The organism is Martinezella sp. CNPSo 3957 (genome assembly GCF_057784395.1).
On sequence record NZ_JBXSOU010000001.1, the window covers coordinates 489,551 to 504,206 of the forward strand.

13 protein-coding genes are annotated in these 14,656 nt (G+C 61.4%); 7 read left to right on the plus strand and 6 right to left on the minus strand.

Annotated features, from left to right (window positions below; translation table 11 throughout):
- The first annotated feature begins 80 nt into the window (after positions 1-80).
- Positions 81-1,043, plus strand: coding sequence for a dihydrodipicolinate synthase family protein (locus AC13QE_RS02280; protein WP_488482398.1), 963 nt, complete (start codon positions 81-83; stop codon positions 1,041-1,043).
- 192 nt (positions 1,044-1,235) lie between these two features.
- Here the strand turns inward: AC13QE_RS02280 and AC13QE_RS02285 are convergent, their stop codons facing one another.
- Positions 1,236-2,273, minus strand: coding sequence for an Ldh family oxidoreductase (locus AC13QE_RS02285; RefSeq protein WP_488482399.1), 1,038 nt, complete (start codon positions 2,271-2,273; stop codon positions 1,236-1,238).
- A gap of 252 nt (positions 2,274-2,525) precedes the next feature.
- Here AC13QE_RS02285 and AC13QE_RS02290 point away from each other — a divergent pair, with 252 nt between their 5' ends.
- Complete coding sequence (locus AC13QE_RS02290; protein WP_488482400.1) at positions 2,526-3,767, plus strand: NAD(P)/FAD-dependent oxidoreductase; 1,242 nt, start codon at positions 2,526-2,528, stop codon at positions 3,765-3,767.
- A 107-nt stretch (positions 3,768-3,874) separates the two neighbouring features.
- Here the strand turns inward: AC13QE_RS02290 and AC13QE_RS02295 are convergent, their stop codons facing one another.
- Both AC13QE_RS02295 and AC13QE_RS02300 read right to left on the minus strand, forming a co-directional pair.
- Entirely contained in the window at positions 3,875-4,159 is a 285-nt protein-coding gene (locus AC13QE_RS02295; RefSeq protein ID WP_488482401.1) for a hypothetical protein, read from the minus strand.
- Positions 4,159-4,956, minus strand: coding sequence for a DUF899 domain-containing protein (locus tag AC13QE_RS02300; protein WP_488482402.1), 798 nt, complete (start codon positions 4,954-4,956; stop codon positions 4,159-4,161). The genes AC13QE_RS02295 and AC13QE_RS02300 overlap by 1 nt, the downstream gene beginning before the upstream one ends.
- Positions 4,957-5,075: 119 nt before the next feature.
- On the opposite strand from AC13QE_RS02300, the gene AC13QE_RS02305 reads away from it, so the two are divergent.
- The 3 genes from AC13QE_RS02305 (at position 5,076) to AC13QE_RS02315 (ending at position 7,629) form a co-directional block, all read left to right on the plus strand.
- On the plus strand, positions 5,076-6,296 hold the full coding sequence (locus AC13QE_RS02305; RefSeq protein ID WP_488482403.1) for a helix-turn-helix domain-containing protein: 1,221 nt from the start codon (positions 5,076-5,078) through the stop codon (positions 6,294-6,296).
- A gap of 51 nt (positions 6,297-6,347) precedes the next feature.
- Entirely contained in the window at positions 6,348-6,980 is a 633-nt protein-coding gene (locus tag AC13QE_RS02310; protein WP_488482404.1) for a Vgb family protein, read from the plus strand.
- Positions 6,981-7,347: 367 nt separating this feature from the next.
- On the plus strand, positions 7,348-7,629 hold the full coding sequence (locus AC13QE_RS02315; RefSeq protein WP_488482405.1) for a hypothetical protein: 282 nt from the start codon (positions 7,348-7,350) through the stop codon (positions 7,627-7,629).
- A gap of 128 nt (positions 7,630-7,757) precedes the next feature.
- Here the strand turns inward: AC13QE_RS02315 and AC13QE_RS02320 are convergent, their stop codons facing one another.
- Positions 7,758-9,080 carry an MFS transporter gene (locus AC13QE_RS02320; protein WP_488482406.1) on the minus strand — a complete coding sequence of 441 codons (1,323 nt, stop codon included), beginning with the start codon at positions 9,078-9,080 and terminating at the stop codon, positions 7,758-7,760.
- 349 nt (positions 9,081-9,429) lie between these two features.
- Between AC13QE_RS02320 and AC13QE_RS02325 the strand changes: the two genes are divergently transcribed.
- Positions 9,430-11,184, plus strand: a complete 1,755-nt coding sequence (locus tag AC13QE_RS02325; RefSeq protein WP_488482407.1) for a sensor histidine kinase — start codon at positions 9,430-9,432, stop codon at positions 11,182-11,184.
- The gene (locus tag AC13QE_RS02330) at positions 11,181-12,485 is read left to right on the plus strand and encodes a sigma-54-dependent transcriptional regulator (RefSeq protein WP_488482408.1); all 1,305 of its coding nucleotides are present in this window, start codon (positions 11,181-11,183) and stop codon (positions 12,483-12,485) included. Before AC13QE_RS02325 ends, AC13QE_RS02330 begins: the two co-directional genes overlap by 4 nt.
- A gap of 42 nt (positions 12,486-12,527) precedes the next feature.
- Here the strand turns inward: AC13QE_RS02330 and copC are convergent, their stop codons facing one another.
- Together copC and AC13QE_RS02340 are read right to left on the minus strand one after the other, a co-directional pair.
- The gene (copC, locus tag AC13QE_RS02335; protein ID WP_488482409.1) at positions 12,528-12,896 is read right to left on the minus strand and encodes a copper homeostasis periplasmic binding protein CopC; all 369 of its coding nucleotides are present in this window, start codon (positions 12,894-12,896) and stop codon (positions 12,528-12,530) included.
- Positions 12,897-13,069: 173 nt separating this feature from the next.
- Complete coding sequence (locus AC13QE_RS02340; RefSeq protein ID WP_488482410.1) at positions 13,070-14,440, minus strand: PepSY-associated TM helix domain-containing protein; 1,371 nt, start codon at positions 14,438-14,440, stop codon at positions 13,070-13,072.
- Positions 14,441-14,656 lie beyond the last annotated feature (216 nt).

Consider the following 14,656-nt stretch of genomic DNA (forward strand, 5'->3'; position numbering starts at 1 on the left):
GCTGCACAGACGGTGAGGCGTGGCGGCGAATGCGGCTGGTTGCCGATCCACTCGAGCCCAAGCCACAAGAGGATAGACAGATGACCGCAAGCATTTTCTCCGGCGTAATCCCTGCCTTGATGACCCCGTGCAAGGCCGATCGCAGCCCCGATTTCGATGCGCTCGTGCGCAAGGGCAAGCGGCTCATTGCCGAGGGCATGTCGGCTGTCGTCTATTGCGGCTCCATGGGCGATTGGCCGCTGTTGACCGATGCGCAGCGCATGGAAGGGGTAGAACGGCTGACCCAGGCAGGCGTACCTGTCGTCGTTGGCACCGGCGCCGTCAATACGGCCTCGGCCGTTGCCCATGCCGCGCATGCCCAGAAAGTGGGCGCCAAGGGCCTGATGGTGATCCCCCGCGTGCTGTCGCGCGGCTCTGTGATTGCCGCGCAGAAGGCGCACTTCAAGGCGATCTTGTCAGCCGCGCCCGATCTTCCCGCCGTTATCTATAACAGCCCTTATTATGGGTTTGCCACGCGTGCCGATCTGTTCTTTGCGCTGCGTGCCGAGCATCCGAACCTCGTGGGCTTTAAGGAATTCGGCGGCCCCGCCGACATGCGCTATGCTGCCGAGAACATCACCAGCCGCGACGATGAGGTATCACTCATGATCGGCGTCGATACCGCGGTCTTCCACGGCTTCGTCAATTGCGGCGCGACCGGTGCTATCACCGGCATCGGCAACGTTCTGCCCAAGGAAGTCATCCATCTCTGCAATCTCGCGCAGGCTGCCGCTAAGGGTGATGTCGATGCGCGTCAGCGCGCGCTCGAGCTGGAGCAGGCGCTTGCCGTCCTGTCTTCTTTCGATGAAGGTCCGGATCTGGTTCTCTTTTTCAAGTACATGATGGTGCTGAAGGGCGACAAGGAATACGAGCTTCATTTCAATGAAAGCGATGTCTTGAACGAGAGCCAGCGCGGCTATGTCGAGACGCAGTTCAAGCTGTTCAACAGCTGGTACGCCGAGTGGAGCAGGCTTCCCGGCGCCGTGGAAAAGTATAAGGCCTAAGCTGTTACGATCAGCTTAGAGCATGTCGCGCAAAAGTGTGCAGCGGTTTTGCGACAACGACATGCGCAAAATGAAGGACCTAAAGCGCGGGAAGCGAATCTGAAAGATCGCGACGCGCTTTAGGCTCGATATGCGAGAGGCTCCGGGGCCTCTTTTATCTTGTTCTGGCCTTCACTTGCATTTCAACGTCGCTCAGGCCACGGCATCGAGGCCCAGCTCTTCCAGGCGATCGAGTTGGCGCATCTCCTCTAATGTCAGCGGGATACCATTCTTTTCCGCACGGGCGCGAGCGTCGAAACGACGTTGCGAGGGCAAGCGCGCGCCTTGGCCGACAATTGCTTCGAACAGCACTTCGGCACGGGCAAGCGGGTTTCCTGGTCGACCCGCCGCAAAAGCCTCTGGCGAGAAGGCGACGATGAGTTCGCCGTGGCGTGGCGCAAACGCGGTCGAGCCGAGATAATCGAGTGCCTCGCGGCTGGTGAAATCACCGATCATGATGCCAGCCAGAAGTTCGATCATGGTGCCGATCGCCGAACCCTTGTGACCGCCAAACGGTAGCATAGCGCCCGCGAGCGCCGCTTCCGGATCGGTCGTCGGCTGACCATCGGTATCTATCGCCCAACCCTCAGGCAAAGGCTTGCCGGCGCGCCGATGCAATTCGATCTCGCCGCGCGCCGCAACCGAAGTCGCGAAGTCGAAGACGTAAGGCGGATTGTCGAGGCGCGGCCAGCCGAAGGCGAATGGGTTGGTTCCCAGCAGCGGCGCCGTGCCCCCTGCGGGCGCGACGGTGGCATAGCTGGGGCACATGGCAAAGGCGGCAAGGCCACGCTCCGTCAGCGCTTCCACCTCCGGCCAGAGTGCTGCGAAATGCGTGCAGTCGTTGATGGCAAGTGCAGCAATGCCGAAATGGCGAGCCTGTTCGGCAAGTACAGGTACGCCGAGCTCGAAGGCGGCATTGGAAAAGCCGCTCCTGGCATCCACGCGAACGATGGCCGAGTCGGCTAGGTGCTCCAGTTCGGGCACTGCATCCGGCCGAACTTTGCCGGCCTTGACCGTGCGCAGCACGCCTTCGATGCGATAGATGCCATGCGATTTGCAGGCGTCCCGTTCGCCCGCGACGATCGTCCGTGCGATCGCAGCTCCCTGTTGTGCATTGAAGCCGGCTTTGGAAAGGATCAATTCGACGCGGCTTTGCAGTGCAGCGGATGTCAGGGTGGTCACATCGGTCAATTTCGATTCTCCCTTATTATGCTTGCTTGCATCATAAACATGGAAATTATAAATACAAAAAGAATACAAAAAATCGACATGCGGGTTCGCTGTTTCGTCGCGCATTTCGGTTTGCCATAACGCTTGACGATAATTGCTTAACCTATCGATATCCGCGCTTGATCCCGTACCGGGAGGAGGGATGCCCATGATCAGCCTGACACCTGGAATAGCGTTTGCCCGCGGAGCGACGCAGATTGCGGAAATACAGAGATGAGCAGACCGGACGTTATGGTCATCGGGGCCGGCGTGATTGGGCTTTCCACTGCGATCGCGGCTCAGAAGCGCGGCTTGCAGGTTGTGGTCCTCGATCGCGAGGGACCGGCCGCAGGTGCATCGGCGGGGAATGCCGGAGCTTTCGCTTTCACCGATATCCTGCCGCTTGCCTCTCCAGGTATCCTGAAGAAAGCGCCCAAGTGGCTCCTCGATCCGCTTGGGCCGCTCTCCGTGCCCCCCGCCTATGCGCTGCGGATCGCGCCCTGGATGTTTCGGTTTTGGCGCGCCTGCCAGCCGTCGCGCGTTGCCCATTCCATCGCGGCCCAGACAAGCCTTATGGATTTGTCGAAGGCGGAACTGGAGCCTTTTCTGGCTGCCACCGATACGCTCTCGATGCTGCGCAAGGAGGGCAATCTGCAGGTCTATGAAAGCGAGGCGGAATTCCGTGCTTCGCTGCCCGGTTGGGACGCACGCCGAAATCACGGCATCGAATTTCAGCACCTGAAAGCCGACGAGATGGCGGCGATTCAGCCGGGGCTGGCGTCGCGCTTTATACTCGGTACCTTCACGCCCGGCTGGTATTCCATTGCCGACCCAAAGCTTTATACGCTGGCGCTGGCTGAGCATTTTCGCAGCCACGGCGGTGTCATCGAGGCGGCTGATATCTCCGCGCTTCGTGCGATCCCTGCGGGTGTCGAGGTGGCGACGGCGGATGGAAAACTGCGCCAGAGCGGCAAGGTCGTCCTGGCTGCCGGTGCCTTCTCGCATCGGATCGCCAAAACGCTCGGCGAGCGCATCCCGCTTGAGACCGAACGCGGCTATAACACGACGCTTCCGGCCGATGCCTTCGATCTGCGCACGCAGATAACCTTCGGCGGCCATGGCTTCGTCGTCAGCAAGCTTTCTACCGGCATCCGCGTCGGTGGTGCGGTGGAGCTGGGCGGACTGGAGTTGCCTGCGAATTTTCGCCGCTCCGAGGCCATGCTTCAGAAGGTCCGCACTTTCTTGACCGGCTTTAAACCGGAGGGCGGGGTGCGGTGGATGGGCTTCCGGCCGTCGCTGCCGGACAGCCTCCCCGCTATCGGCCAGGCCAGGGTTACGCCGGATGTGATCTATGCCTTCGGCCACGGCCATCTCGGCCTGACCCAATCGGCCGGTACCGCACGCCTGGTCGCCGACCTTTTAACGGGGCAGAGGCCGGCGATCGATCTGGCACCCTTCTCGCCGCAACGTTTCTGACAGAGCCGCAGGAACTTACCTGCCGATCAATTACGACAGACGGCGATCGATCCCTCGTTTGCCGTCTGTCGTGGATTTTCTTTCAGACTGGTCAATGCCGCCGGGGCTTAGCCCGGCGCGCGAGCGCCATGTTCCTGTCTTGCAAGCAGCCTCAGCCAGGGGCCGCAATGAAACAGGCTCATAAGCAGATACATCGGTACCATCCCGCCGAGCATCGAACCGCCTTGCGCCGAGCAGATCATATCGCCGCCCGCACCGTAGGCCGACAGCACGGTCATGAGGGCGAAGCTCGGCGCTGCCGCCAGCGCCAGCCATCGGCTGGCGGTGACGGGCAGGTTGGGGGCGGCGAGATGCACGCCGGCCCCTTCATTGCTTTCGGATAGGCGCAACATCAGTTTGCCCCGTAGCGATCGTGATGCTTCCACCACACGCCGGTCTCGTTGCGGCCCAGCGGCGCGCGGTCGAGCCACTGGTACATGCCCCAGAGACCATCAAGGCCGCGGGCATAGGACGAATAGGTGTGATAGATATCGCCATCCTGCATGACGAAGGCGCTGACGCCAGGCCGGTCACGCGTGTAGGTCGCGATATCCGTCCCCGTCATTGACGCCATCAGTTCAACCGGACCTTCGCTGCCGCGCAGCTCCCATTGCTGTATCGTCTTGCCCGCCTGAGCATCGAGCATTGGCGGCTCGCGACGATAATTATATTCGATTTTGCCGCCGCTCTGTTCTTCCGGCGTGAACCAGACATTGAAATCATGATTGAAATCGCTGTTTGCCGAAGAGGCCCAGTCGAAGGTCCAGCCCATGCGCCGCTTGAACTCCTGCAGTTTTTCGAGCGGTGCGCGGGAAATGGCCGAGAAGGCGACGTCGTGATTTTCAAGATGCACCGCAATGCCGTTGAAACCATCCGCGATCGATGAGCAGGATGGGCAACCGGCCGTATAGTCCGGCCCGAACATGAAATGATAGACGAGAAGCTGCGAGCGCCCCTTGAAGAGGCCTGAGAGCGGAACGACACCCTGGTCGGTCTCGAGCCGATAGTCCTTTTCCACCTTCACCCAGGGCAACTCCTGGCGGCGGGCGGCGATCTCGTCGCTGCGCCGCGTCAGCTCCTTTTCCTGCTCCAGCAGGGAAAGTCGTGCCGCAAGCCAATCTTTGCGTGTTCCAGTCGCATGCATCGTCATGATTGATCTCCTCTTGTCAGCGACATCTGTCCTGTCGGCGCTGCGTCTTGCCTGCCGATGTGCGATACCTTACGGCTGAAGTGCGAAGGGGTGGGAGTTACAAGTGTGACGGGATTTCGATGGACTCGCTGATCGTCGCGGCTGCCCAGGCGCTCGCTGCCGGAGATGTGCTGGGAGCGCTGAAGCGCGTCGCATTGCGCGACGACGCTCCGGCGCTGGCACTTCGCGGCATCGCCATGGCCCAGCTCGGCGATCTCGCCCGCGCCAAGGTACTGCTGAAGAGTGCCGCGCGCGCCTTCGGTCCGCGCGAGGCCATCGCCCGCGCCCGTTGCGTGGTTGCCGAGGCGGAAATCGCCCTTGTCTCACGCGACCTTGGCTGGCCGGAAAAGGCGCTGGAGACGGCGCGGGCCGCTCTCGAAAAACATGGCGATCGCATCAACGCCGCTCATGCCCGCAATTTGCAGATACGCCGCCTGCTGCTCATCGGTCATCTGGACGAGGCGGAGCGCTTGCTGGCGAGGCTCGACCCATCGCCACTGCCGCCGGCCGTAAGGGCAAGTCATGAGCTGGCGGTTGCCGGCATTGCCATCCGCCGCCTGCGTATTGAGCCGGCGCGTGCCGCTCTGACGCGTGCGGCGGAAGCGGCACAGAAGGCAGGAATCCCCGCGCTCATCGTCGAGGTACAGGATGCGGCGCGCACACTCGACGAGCCGGCCGCGCGCCTGGTGGCCAAGGAAGGCGAAAGACCATTGTCGCTGGACGAGGTCGAGGCGCTTCTGGCGTCCGATGCCTTGGTCGTGGACGCCTGCCGCAACGTCGTGCGCCGCGCCGGAGACATCATATCGCTTGCGAGCCGGCCCGTGCTTTTTGCCCTTGCGCGCGTGCTTGCTGAAGCGGCTCCTGCCGATGCGCCGCGGGCGCTTTTGCTTTCCCGCGCATTCGGTGCCCGCCATGCCGACGAATCCCACAGAGCGCGGCTGCGTGTGGAGGTCGGCAGGCTTCGCGCCGCCTTGGAGCCGCTCACAGAGATCAGCGCGACGGCGGACGGTTTCGTGCTGACGCCGCGGATGCCAGGTGATGTCGTCGTGCTGGCGCCGCCGGTCGAGGTCGAGCATGCTTCTGTGCTTGCCCTGCTTTCGGATGGCGAGGCTTGGTCGAGTTCGGCACTGTCAATTGCCCTGTCGACAAGTCCGCGTACCGTGCAGCGTGCGCTCGATGCGCTTGCGGCGGCAGGCATGGTGCAAAGCGTCGGCAACGGACGGGCTTGTCGCTGGATGATGCCGCCTGTCGTCGGCTTCCCGACAACATTGTTACTCCCGGGACCGCTGCCGAGCGACTAGGCTTCTTAATTATTATCGACACTCAACCGATCCCGACCGGAGGATGGAAGCATGAAAAAGTCCCAAGCGGAAATCATTCGCGAATACGGCCCCTTCGACAATGCGCCGCGTGTAAACGGCGTCACCTTCGACGGCCAGCACGTGTGGTTCGCCTCCGGCGAGAAGCTGCATGCCCTCAACCCCGAAAGCGGTGAGCAAGTGCGCACGATCGACGTTGCCTCTCACGCCGGCACCGCCTTCGACGGCCGTTACCTCTACCAGATCGCCGAAGACCAGATTCATAAGGTCGACCCGGAAACCGGCAAGATAATCTCCACCATTCCAGCGCCCGGTCATGGCGGCGATTCAGGCCTTGCCTGGAGCGAGGGCAGCCTGTGGGTCGGCCAGCATCGCGGCCGCAAGATCTATGAAATCGATCCCGAAACGGGCGCTATCCGGCGCACCATCGAATCCAACCGCATCGTCACGGGCGTGACATGGGTGGATGGCGAGCTATGGCACGGCACCTGGGAGGGCGACGAAAGCGACGTCCGCCGTGTTGATCCAGTGACCGGCGAGGTTTTGGAGCGGCTGGAAATGCCCGAGGGTACCGGCGTTTCCGGCCTGGAATCCGATGGCAAGGACCGCTTCTACGCCGGTGGCGGCGGTAGCGGCAAACTGCGGGCGATCCGCCGTCCGCGTTGAGCGGTTTGCAGTGGAGGTATCTTGTATCCGGGGCCGGATGATCGGCCCCGGACATGTCGTTTCAGGAAGAGCAGACTTACGCCTCTGCCTCAAACGATTGCATCCGGACCACGACTGGATAGCACGACTTTAAAATCGTCGAGTATAGACGAGACTTCAGGCTGGATCCTGAGAGCGCCGACATCCCATCTCATGCATGGTGAACCAACAGCAATGCCATGCGTTTCCAACATGGAAGCCATGCCTTGCTGCTTCGCGTGCTCATCGCCATATTTTACTTACCAATCGCATTCCAATCATTTCCACGTTGTGAGCCGCGCCGATACCGACCGATGCCGTGGGCAATCGTGCGCGCCAAGGAGAAGCCATGAATGAGATCTCGAAAAGTCTTGGTGAAATGAACCTGCAGGAGCGGGCCGATCTTATGGCAGCCGTTGCGGATGTACTGCAAGCCACTGCCGAAGAGGCCGAGGAGGACGGCGATACGCTTGCCGTCACCAATTCCCTGTTTCTGGCTTGCAATCTTCGCGGCTGTTCGTCCGATCTCGGCCCGAATGATCTGAAAGCAGCCGAACTGCTGCTGGAGCAGGGGATTACTTTCATTCACCTGCTGAACGAACGCAAGAAAAGCCATGGACTGGTGCACTGACGCAATAATTGGCCGGCCCGACTGCATCCATCCGGCTCAGGAAGTGCGGATGGATGCTTTGCCGTTTTTGGTTTCCCCGTGCATTGGCCGGTCTCACCGGCCGACATGACGACGGTTGGGCGATCCTCTCAATCTTCCTGGATGGCGCTGTCTCGGGCCGTATCCCGCATGAAGAGATAGACGATGAGCGAAATGCCGATCATCGCCGTCACATACCAGTAGAAACCCTGTTCCCAGCCGCTGCTCTTGAATTTCAGCGCCACAAATTCGGCTGTGCCGCCGAAGAGCGTATTGGCGAGGGCATAGGGCAACGCGACGCCGAGAGCTCGGATATGGGCAGGAAACAGCTCCGCCTTCACGACCGCATTGATCGATGTGTAGCCGGTGACAATGACCAATGCGCCCATGACCAGCAGGCCGGCGATGAGAGGATCTTTCGTGGTTTCGAGCGCCGAGAAGATCGGATAGGTAAAGAGGACGCCACAAAGGCCGAAGCCGATCATCAGCGGCTTGCGGCCGATCCTGTCGGAAAGCCCGCCTGCGATCGGCTGCAGCAGCATGAAGATGAACAACGTGATTGCGTTGATCTCGCTCGACGTTTCCCGGCTGAACCCGGAGGTGTTGACCAGGAATTTCTGCATGTAGATCGAATAGGCGTAGAAGGCGAGTGTGCCGCCGGCCGTCAGCAGCATGACCAGTGCGGTTTCCTTGGGGTGGCGGGTGATGAGCATCCAGAAGCCGGACTTCTGCGTGTTGCTCACGCGCATATTCTTGAAGCTCTCGGTTTCGGCAAGGCCGCGCCGCAGCCAAAAGACCACGACTGCAAGCGCTGCTCCCATGAAGAAGGGAATGCGCCATCCCCAGGCGTTCAACGCTTCCGTCGTCATCACGGCCTGCAACAGGATCAGGAGCGCGATGGCAAGAAGCTGACCCGAGATCAGCGTGACATACTGAAAGGATGAGAAGAATCCGCGGCGCTGGCGGCCGGCCATTTCGGAAAGATAGGTCGCCGAGGCGCCGTACTCACCGCCGACGGAGAGGCCCTGCATCAGGCGAGCGAGGACCAGAAGCGCCGGCGCCACAACGCCGATGGTTTCATATCCCGGCGTCAGCGCGATAATCAGCGACCCCGCGCACATCAACGTCACTGACAGGGCGAGGCCGGCTTTGCGGCCCTTGCGGTCGGCATAGAGCCCCATGATCCAGGCGCCGATCGGCCGCATGATGAAACCCACGGCAAAAACCGCTGCCGAATTCAATAGCTGTGCGGTCTGGTCGCCGGCCGGGAAGAAATGCGGTGCGAAATAAAGCGCGAAGGCCGCATAGACATACCAGTCGAACCATTCGACCAGATTGCCGGTGGAGCCGCCGATGATCGATTTCAGACGTTGACGCCGCGCGGCTGCCTCCGTCGCTGCCGTCGTCGTGATGGGATCCAGTGTATTCAGCATTGTTCCTCTCCTCCCGTTCTTGCTTCGGATCGTCGTTATGCAGCAATGGCGTTGCACACGACGGGTTCGCCAGGGAAGGCCTTGCGCATTCGGTTGGCTGGCGGCAACTATCAAGGCGATATCCGCAATGCCATTGACCGACCGACATCCGACGGTTCTGCGTATTGAAGGCCCACTCTCCCAGTGGCGCTATTGATATGCGAGGAAAGCGCGGTGCACGAGATTTAAGGGCCACTCAGGATATTCTATTGATATATTTCATTTTTCTCAGGATGATATCGTCGCTCTTGGAAAACCACGCGCAAGATTCTGCATGGCTATTTCGGGGTTTGTGCAATATTCTGCACAAATGAACGGAACAGGTCTGAAGCGAATTGTGCTGCTGGTGGTGGCCGGTTTAGCCGCTGCCGCGGGCATTTGGTATGCGGCGCTTTCGCTTGCGCGTCAGGACGCTCTCAGGCGGCTGGATGCGGAGGCGAGCGGGCTTGCGGTCCAGCATATCCGCCTGCTCGACAGTGAGCTGGCGCGCTTCCGGCTTCTTCCAATCGTGCTCGGCGAATATCGCGATCTTGGTGAGGCGCTCACGAGCCCCACAACGGATGCCGCCCGCCGACTTGACGAAAAGCTTGGCTTTCTGGCGCGGGAAACCGGCGCCTATATCATCTATCTCGTCGATCAGAAGGGACTTGTCATTTCCGCGTCGAATGCGGGAACAGAAGACAGTTTCGTCGGCAAGAACTTCAGCTTTCGTCCCTATTTTTCCGAGGCGCTGAAAGACGGCAAGGCGGAATATTACGGTGCTGGAGCCATCAGCGGCCGGCCGGGCCTGTTTCTGGCTCGCAGGGTCGGCGATGCCGCTGCTCCGGCGGGAGTCGTCGTGGTCAAATTCGAGTTCGACGCGGTGTCGCGGATCTGGGCGAACGATCGCGGAAAAACGTTTGTCGTCGACGAACATCAGATCATCCTTGCCGCATCTGACCCGTCACAAGTGCTGACGACGCTTGCACCTCTGTCGCCTGAAGTCCGGGCCGGCATCGCCGCAAGCGGCCAATATCGCGACGCCGCCCTTGGGCAGGGGAATTATCGCGTCGAGGATGCCGGTCGCATACGCGATCCGCGCGGTCGGATCATGATTGCTGCGGAGCAGCCGGTGGCCGGGACGCATCTGCGTCTCCTGCATCTTCTCGACACCCGCGCGGCGCTGCAGGAGGCGCAGGCGCAGGCCTGGCTGCTGGCTTTGCCCGTCATCGTGGGTTTGGCCGCCATCGTCGCTGCGATCTGGTGGCGGATGACCCGAGCGGCCAGAGCAGCAGACGATCGACGAGCACTTGAGGAGGCCGTCGCCGCACGCACGGCCGAGCTGCACGACGAGATGACTGAACGTGCGCGCGCCGAGGATCGATATCGCGATGCCCGTGAGGAACTTGCCCAGGCGAACCGGCTTGCTTCCGTCGGTTCGATCACGGCGGGGTTGATGCATGAGATCAACCAGCCTGTCGCGACCATCCGCACCCTTGCCGAGAATGCGCGCCATCATCTCGCGGCCAATCGCCTCGATCGCGTCGGCGCCAATCTGGATGCCGCGGTCGAAGTGACAGCGCGCATCGGGACGATCACGCAGGAGATGCGGCGTTTTTCACGCCGGGGACGGCGCGCAGCCGGAGCGGAACCGCTCGATGCCATCATCGCGGGCGCCTTGCTGCTGGTGGGGAATCGGTTTCGCAAAGCCGGCGTGCGGCTGGATCTGCCGGCGCAGGGCCAGCCGCATGTGCTTGCCGAACGGGTGCGGCTGGAGCAGGTCATCGTCAATCTGCTGCAGAACGCTATCGATGCCGTTGCCGGTATCGAGGATCCGCATGTTGCTCTGCTCGTGGACGCTGCCGAAAAGGATACGGTGAAACTGACGGTCGCCGATAATGGTCCCGGTATCGATCCGGCACTGGCCAAGGAAATATTCCGTCCGTTCGTTACCGGCAAGCCCGATGGACTTGGTCTCGGACTCGGGATTGCCCAGGATATTATGAATGATCTCGGCGGATCATTGACCATCGGCCCTTCGCGGCTCGGTGGCGCGGCTTTCGTAATGACGGTGAGGCGAGCATGACCCTGGAAGCGCCGCAGAAAGTTCTTCTGGTCGAGGATGACGGCCCCTTCAATGCCGCACTCACGGATTCCTTTGCTATAGCGGGCTTCGACGTGGAGACGCATGGTGACGGGCAATCGGCGCTGGCAAGCCTTGCAACCGCATTGCCCGGCGTGATCGTCAGCGATATCCGTCTGCCGCGCATCGATGGGCACGATCTGCTGGAAGCCGTGCTGGCGCGCGATCCGGACTTGCCCGTTATCCTGATGACTGGCCACGGCGATATCGCCATGGCTGTCGGGGCGCTGAAACAGGGCGCTTATGATTTCATTGCCAAGCCCTTTGCCACCGATCATCTGATCGCATCGGTGCGCCGGGCGCTGGAAACGCGCCGCCTAGTGCTGGAAAACCGGCGTTTGCGGCAGGCGGCTGCCGAGGCGGAGGATGCATCGCCGCTTCTCGGCCAGACGACGGTTATGGCACGGTTGCGCGAAACGATCCGCCAGGTCGCAAACGCCGATGTGGATGTTCTGATCGAAGGCGAAACCGGGACCGGCAAGGAGCTTGTGGCTCGGCTCATTCACCGCTGGAGCAGGCGGCGTACCCGCAGTTTCGTCGCGGTCGATTGTGCCGCCTTGCCGGACGCGATCGCCGACGAGGCTCTGTTCGGAAACCGCGTTCGGCGCGGACGCATTGCCGAGGCAGATCGCGGCACGCTGTTTCTCGATGAGATCGATAGCATGTCGCCCATGCTGCAGGGACGGCTTCTGCGTGTCGCCGAGGAACGCGAGCTGCCTTCGGCAAGCGGCGAGCCGACCCCTGTCGATCTCCGGATTGTCGCTGCCACCAAAAGCGATTTGCATGCTGCAGTCGCCGATGGCCTTTTTCGCGCCGATCTGCTCTATCGGCTGGAAACCGTGAGAATCCGCATTCCGTCGCTGCGGGAGCGCCGCGCCGATATCGGCCTGTTGTTCAGCGCCTTCCTCGACGAGGCCGCCCGCCTGCACGGCGTGCCGCGTCCGCCCATCGATGCCGCGATGGAGGCACGGTTTCTGACGCACGATTGGCCGGGCAATGTCCGGGAACTGCGTAACTATGCGACACAAGCGGCGCTAGGCCTCTCCTCCGTTCGCAGTCAGCCTGCGCTGGAGCTTGGCCTCTCCGAGCAGATGGATCATTTCGAGGCAAACATTCTCCGGGCCACGCTGGAACGTTTCGAAGGGGATATTGCCGAAGTCGCGCAGGCGCTCAGACTGCCGCGCCGCAGTCTCTATGCACGCCTGCAGCGCCACGGCATCAATCCGTCCGCTTATCGCAAGTAGTTTAGCTTGCGCACCAATGGTTGCCGGCCGCTTCCGGGCCGTTCAAGGCGCTATGGTGAAACTGTAGCTCCCGTTGGTCTTGTGGCCATCCGTGGAGAGCACGTGCCATTCGACCGTGTACTTCCCCGGCGCAAGCTTGTCGGCTACCGGCACCATGAGCGTCGTGCCGCTATTCATCAGCATGGCCTCACCGGTCTTGGCGGTTGCCTTGTCGGGCCCGGTTATCTTAACGCCGCTGAATTTCACATTGAGACTTTCGGAGAAGGTTAAGTCGAGCTCCGACGGGGCGCTCTTGACCGCGCCGTCGGCGGCCGGAATGGCAGATTTCAGATGGGCATGCGCCATAGCCTGGCCGGCAAGGGCGATGCTGATTGCAGCTGCAACGAGAAGCAGTTTCTTGATAGGGGGCATTTGATTTCCTCACTATGTTGGTGATCCGCGGAAAGCCCGCGGATCGTGTGATGGCGATCGGTCGATCACCGATATTCGTTGGCTGCAAAGGCAAAGATGTGTTTCTGCATGATCGATATCCTTGATCCGGAAGAAGAGCAGGCGGGCGAAGCCCCTGGCTCTGCCTCACCTCGTCACGAGAGGAAGCGCCGGAGAGGCGGCACGAAGCGAACCAGGAGCTGGTCGAGGAGCAGCATCGCGACGATGGCGGCGCCCGTCAGCGGGAAAGCCATGCCGAAGACGATGGCAATGAGCCAGAGGCCGACATAGACGGACTTCTGCGGCGGCATCGGCGGTACACCGAGACGGCCCGATGGCCGGCGCTTCCACCACATGGCCGCCGCCGTCACGCAGCAAAGGATGATGGCGAGACACGCGGCCAGCATCAGAAGTTGGTTGAAGAGGCCCCATTCCTGTCCCTGATGGACATTGATGCCCCATTCGATCGCCTTGCCGAGCGCCGGATACTGATCGTAGGAAATATCGACGAGCGGCTTGCCGGAATATTGGTCGATATGGACGGTGCGTTCCTTGCCGAGGTCGCCGAAATAATGGCTTGCCGTATAGACGCCGGTCCCATCTGATGGGATGGCAAGATCCGAGCCGGCGACCATGCCCAGCCCATGCATGACGTCGACGGCCTTATCGAGACCGATCGGCTTGGCCGATTGCGCCGCGATATCCGAGAGCGGAACGGGCGCGTTTTCGACGACCCAGCCGGGCCGGCTGACGATATCCTGCGTGACCTTTGTCGATTTCGGAACGTCGTCCCAGACTGCCGCCGGTGTTCCGAAATTGTGAGCGGTCAGCCAGGCATTGACGTTGGCGCCCCAGTAGCCGGACCACGGCATGCCGCTGAAGGCGAGAAAGAAGATCAGGATGCCGGCAAGCGCTCCCGTCACGGCATGCAGGTCGCGCCAGAAGACGCGGCGTGATGGGGTGCCGCGAACGGTGAGCACGCCGCCCGTCTGCTGGCGGGGCCACCACAGATAAATGCCCGTCACGACGAGCACGAGGGCAAAGCCCGCGACGATCTCGATGAGGCGATTGGTCCACTTGCCGAAATATTCGAGGCTGTGAATGCGCTTGACGACCCAGCCGAATTCCTGCTTCGAACCCACCGACCCCAGGATGCTGCCGTCATAAGGATTGACGTACACGATGGTCGATTGCCCATCCTTGGACAGCGTTATCCAAGCCGAGCGGTTCGGCGCCGACGCTTCGTGATAGGAGGTTGCGCGGGCGCCCGGAAAGGCCGAGAGCGCCGCGTCGGCGATCTGCTGCGGTCGCAGCATGGTGCCGGCCCCGGTGACGAGATAGCGATGCGAGTAGAAGGTATCGGCAATCTGGTCCTTGAATAGATACAACGAACCGGTGGTCGCCAGATTGAGCATGAAAGGGATGACGAGCAGGCCGGCGAAAAAATGCCAGCGCCAGATCGCGCGATAGAGCGAGACATTGTGGGTCGCTGCGGCCGCAGGCTCTGCAGCGGTAAAGGCAGACATTAAATCCTCCGAAGATCGGTAGGCTGCCGCAAGGGACGATCTGAGGAAGGGTGCGGCGAGATGGTCGCCGTTTGGCGTGAGCTTGCTTTCCCTGAGCAGCCGACCAATCGGCCTGCTTCGTTCGGCAAGATGCAGCTGTGAACACCAATCCTCAGATGTCGCGACGTGATGGTCGCGCAAGCGGCAGCATTGACGGCGGGCATCGCGACGAAAGCC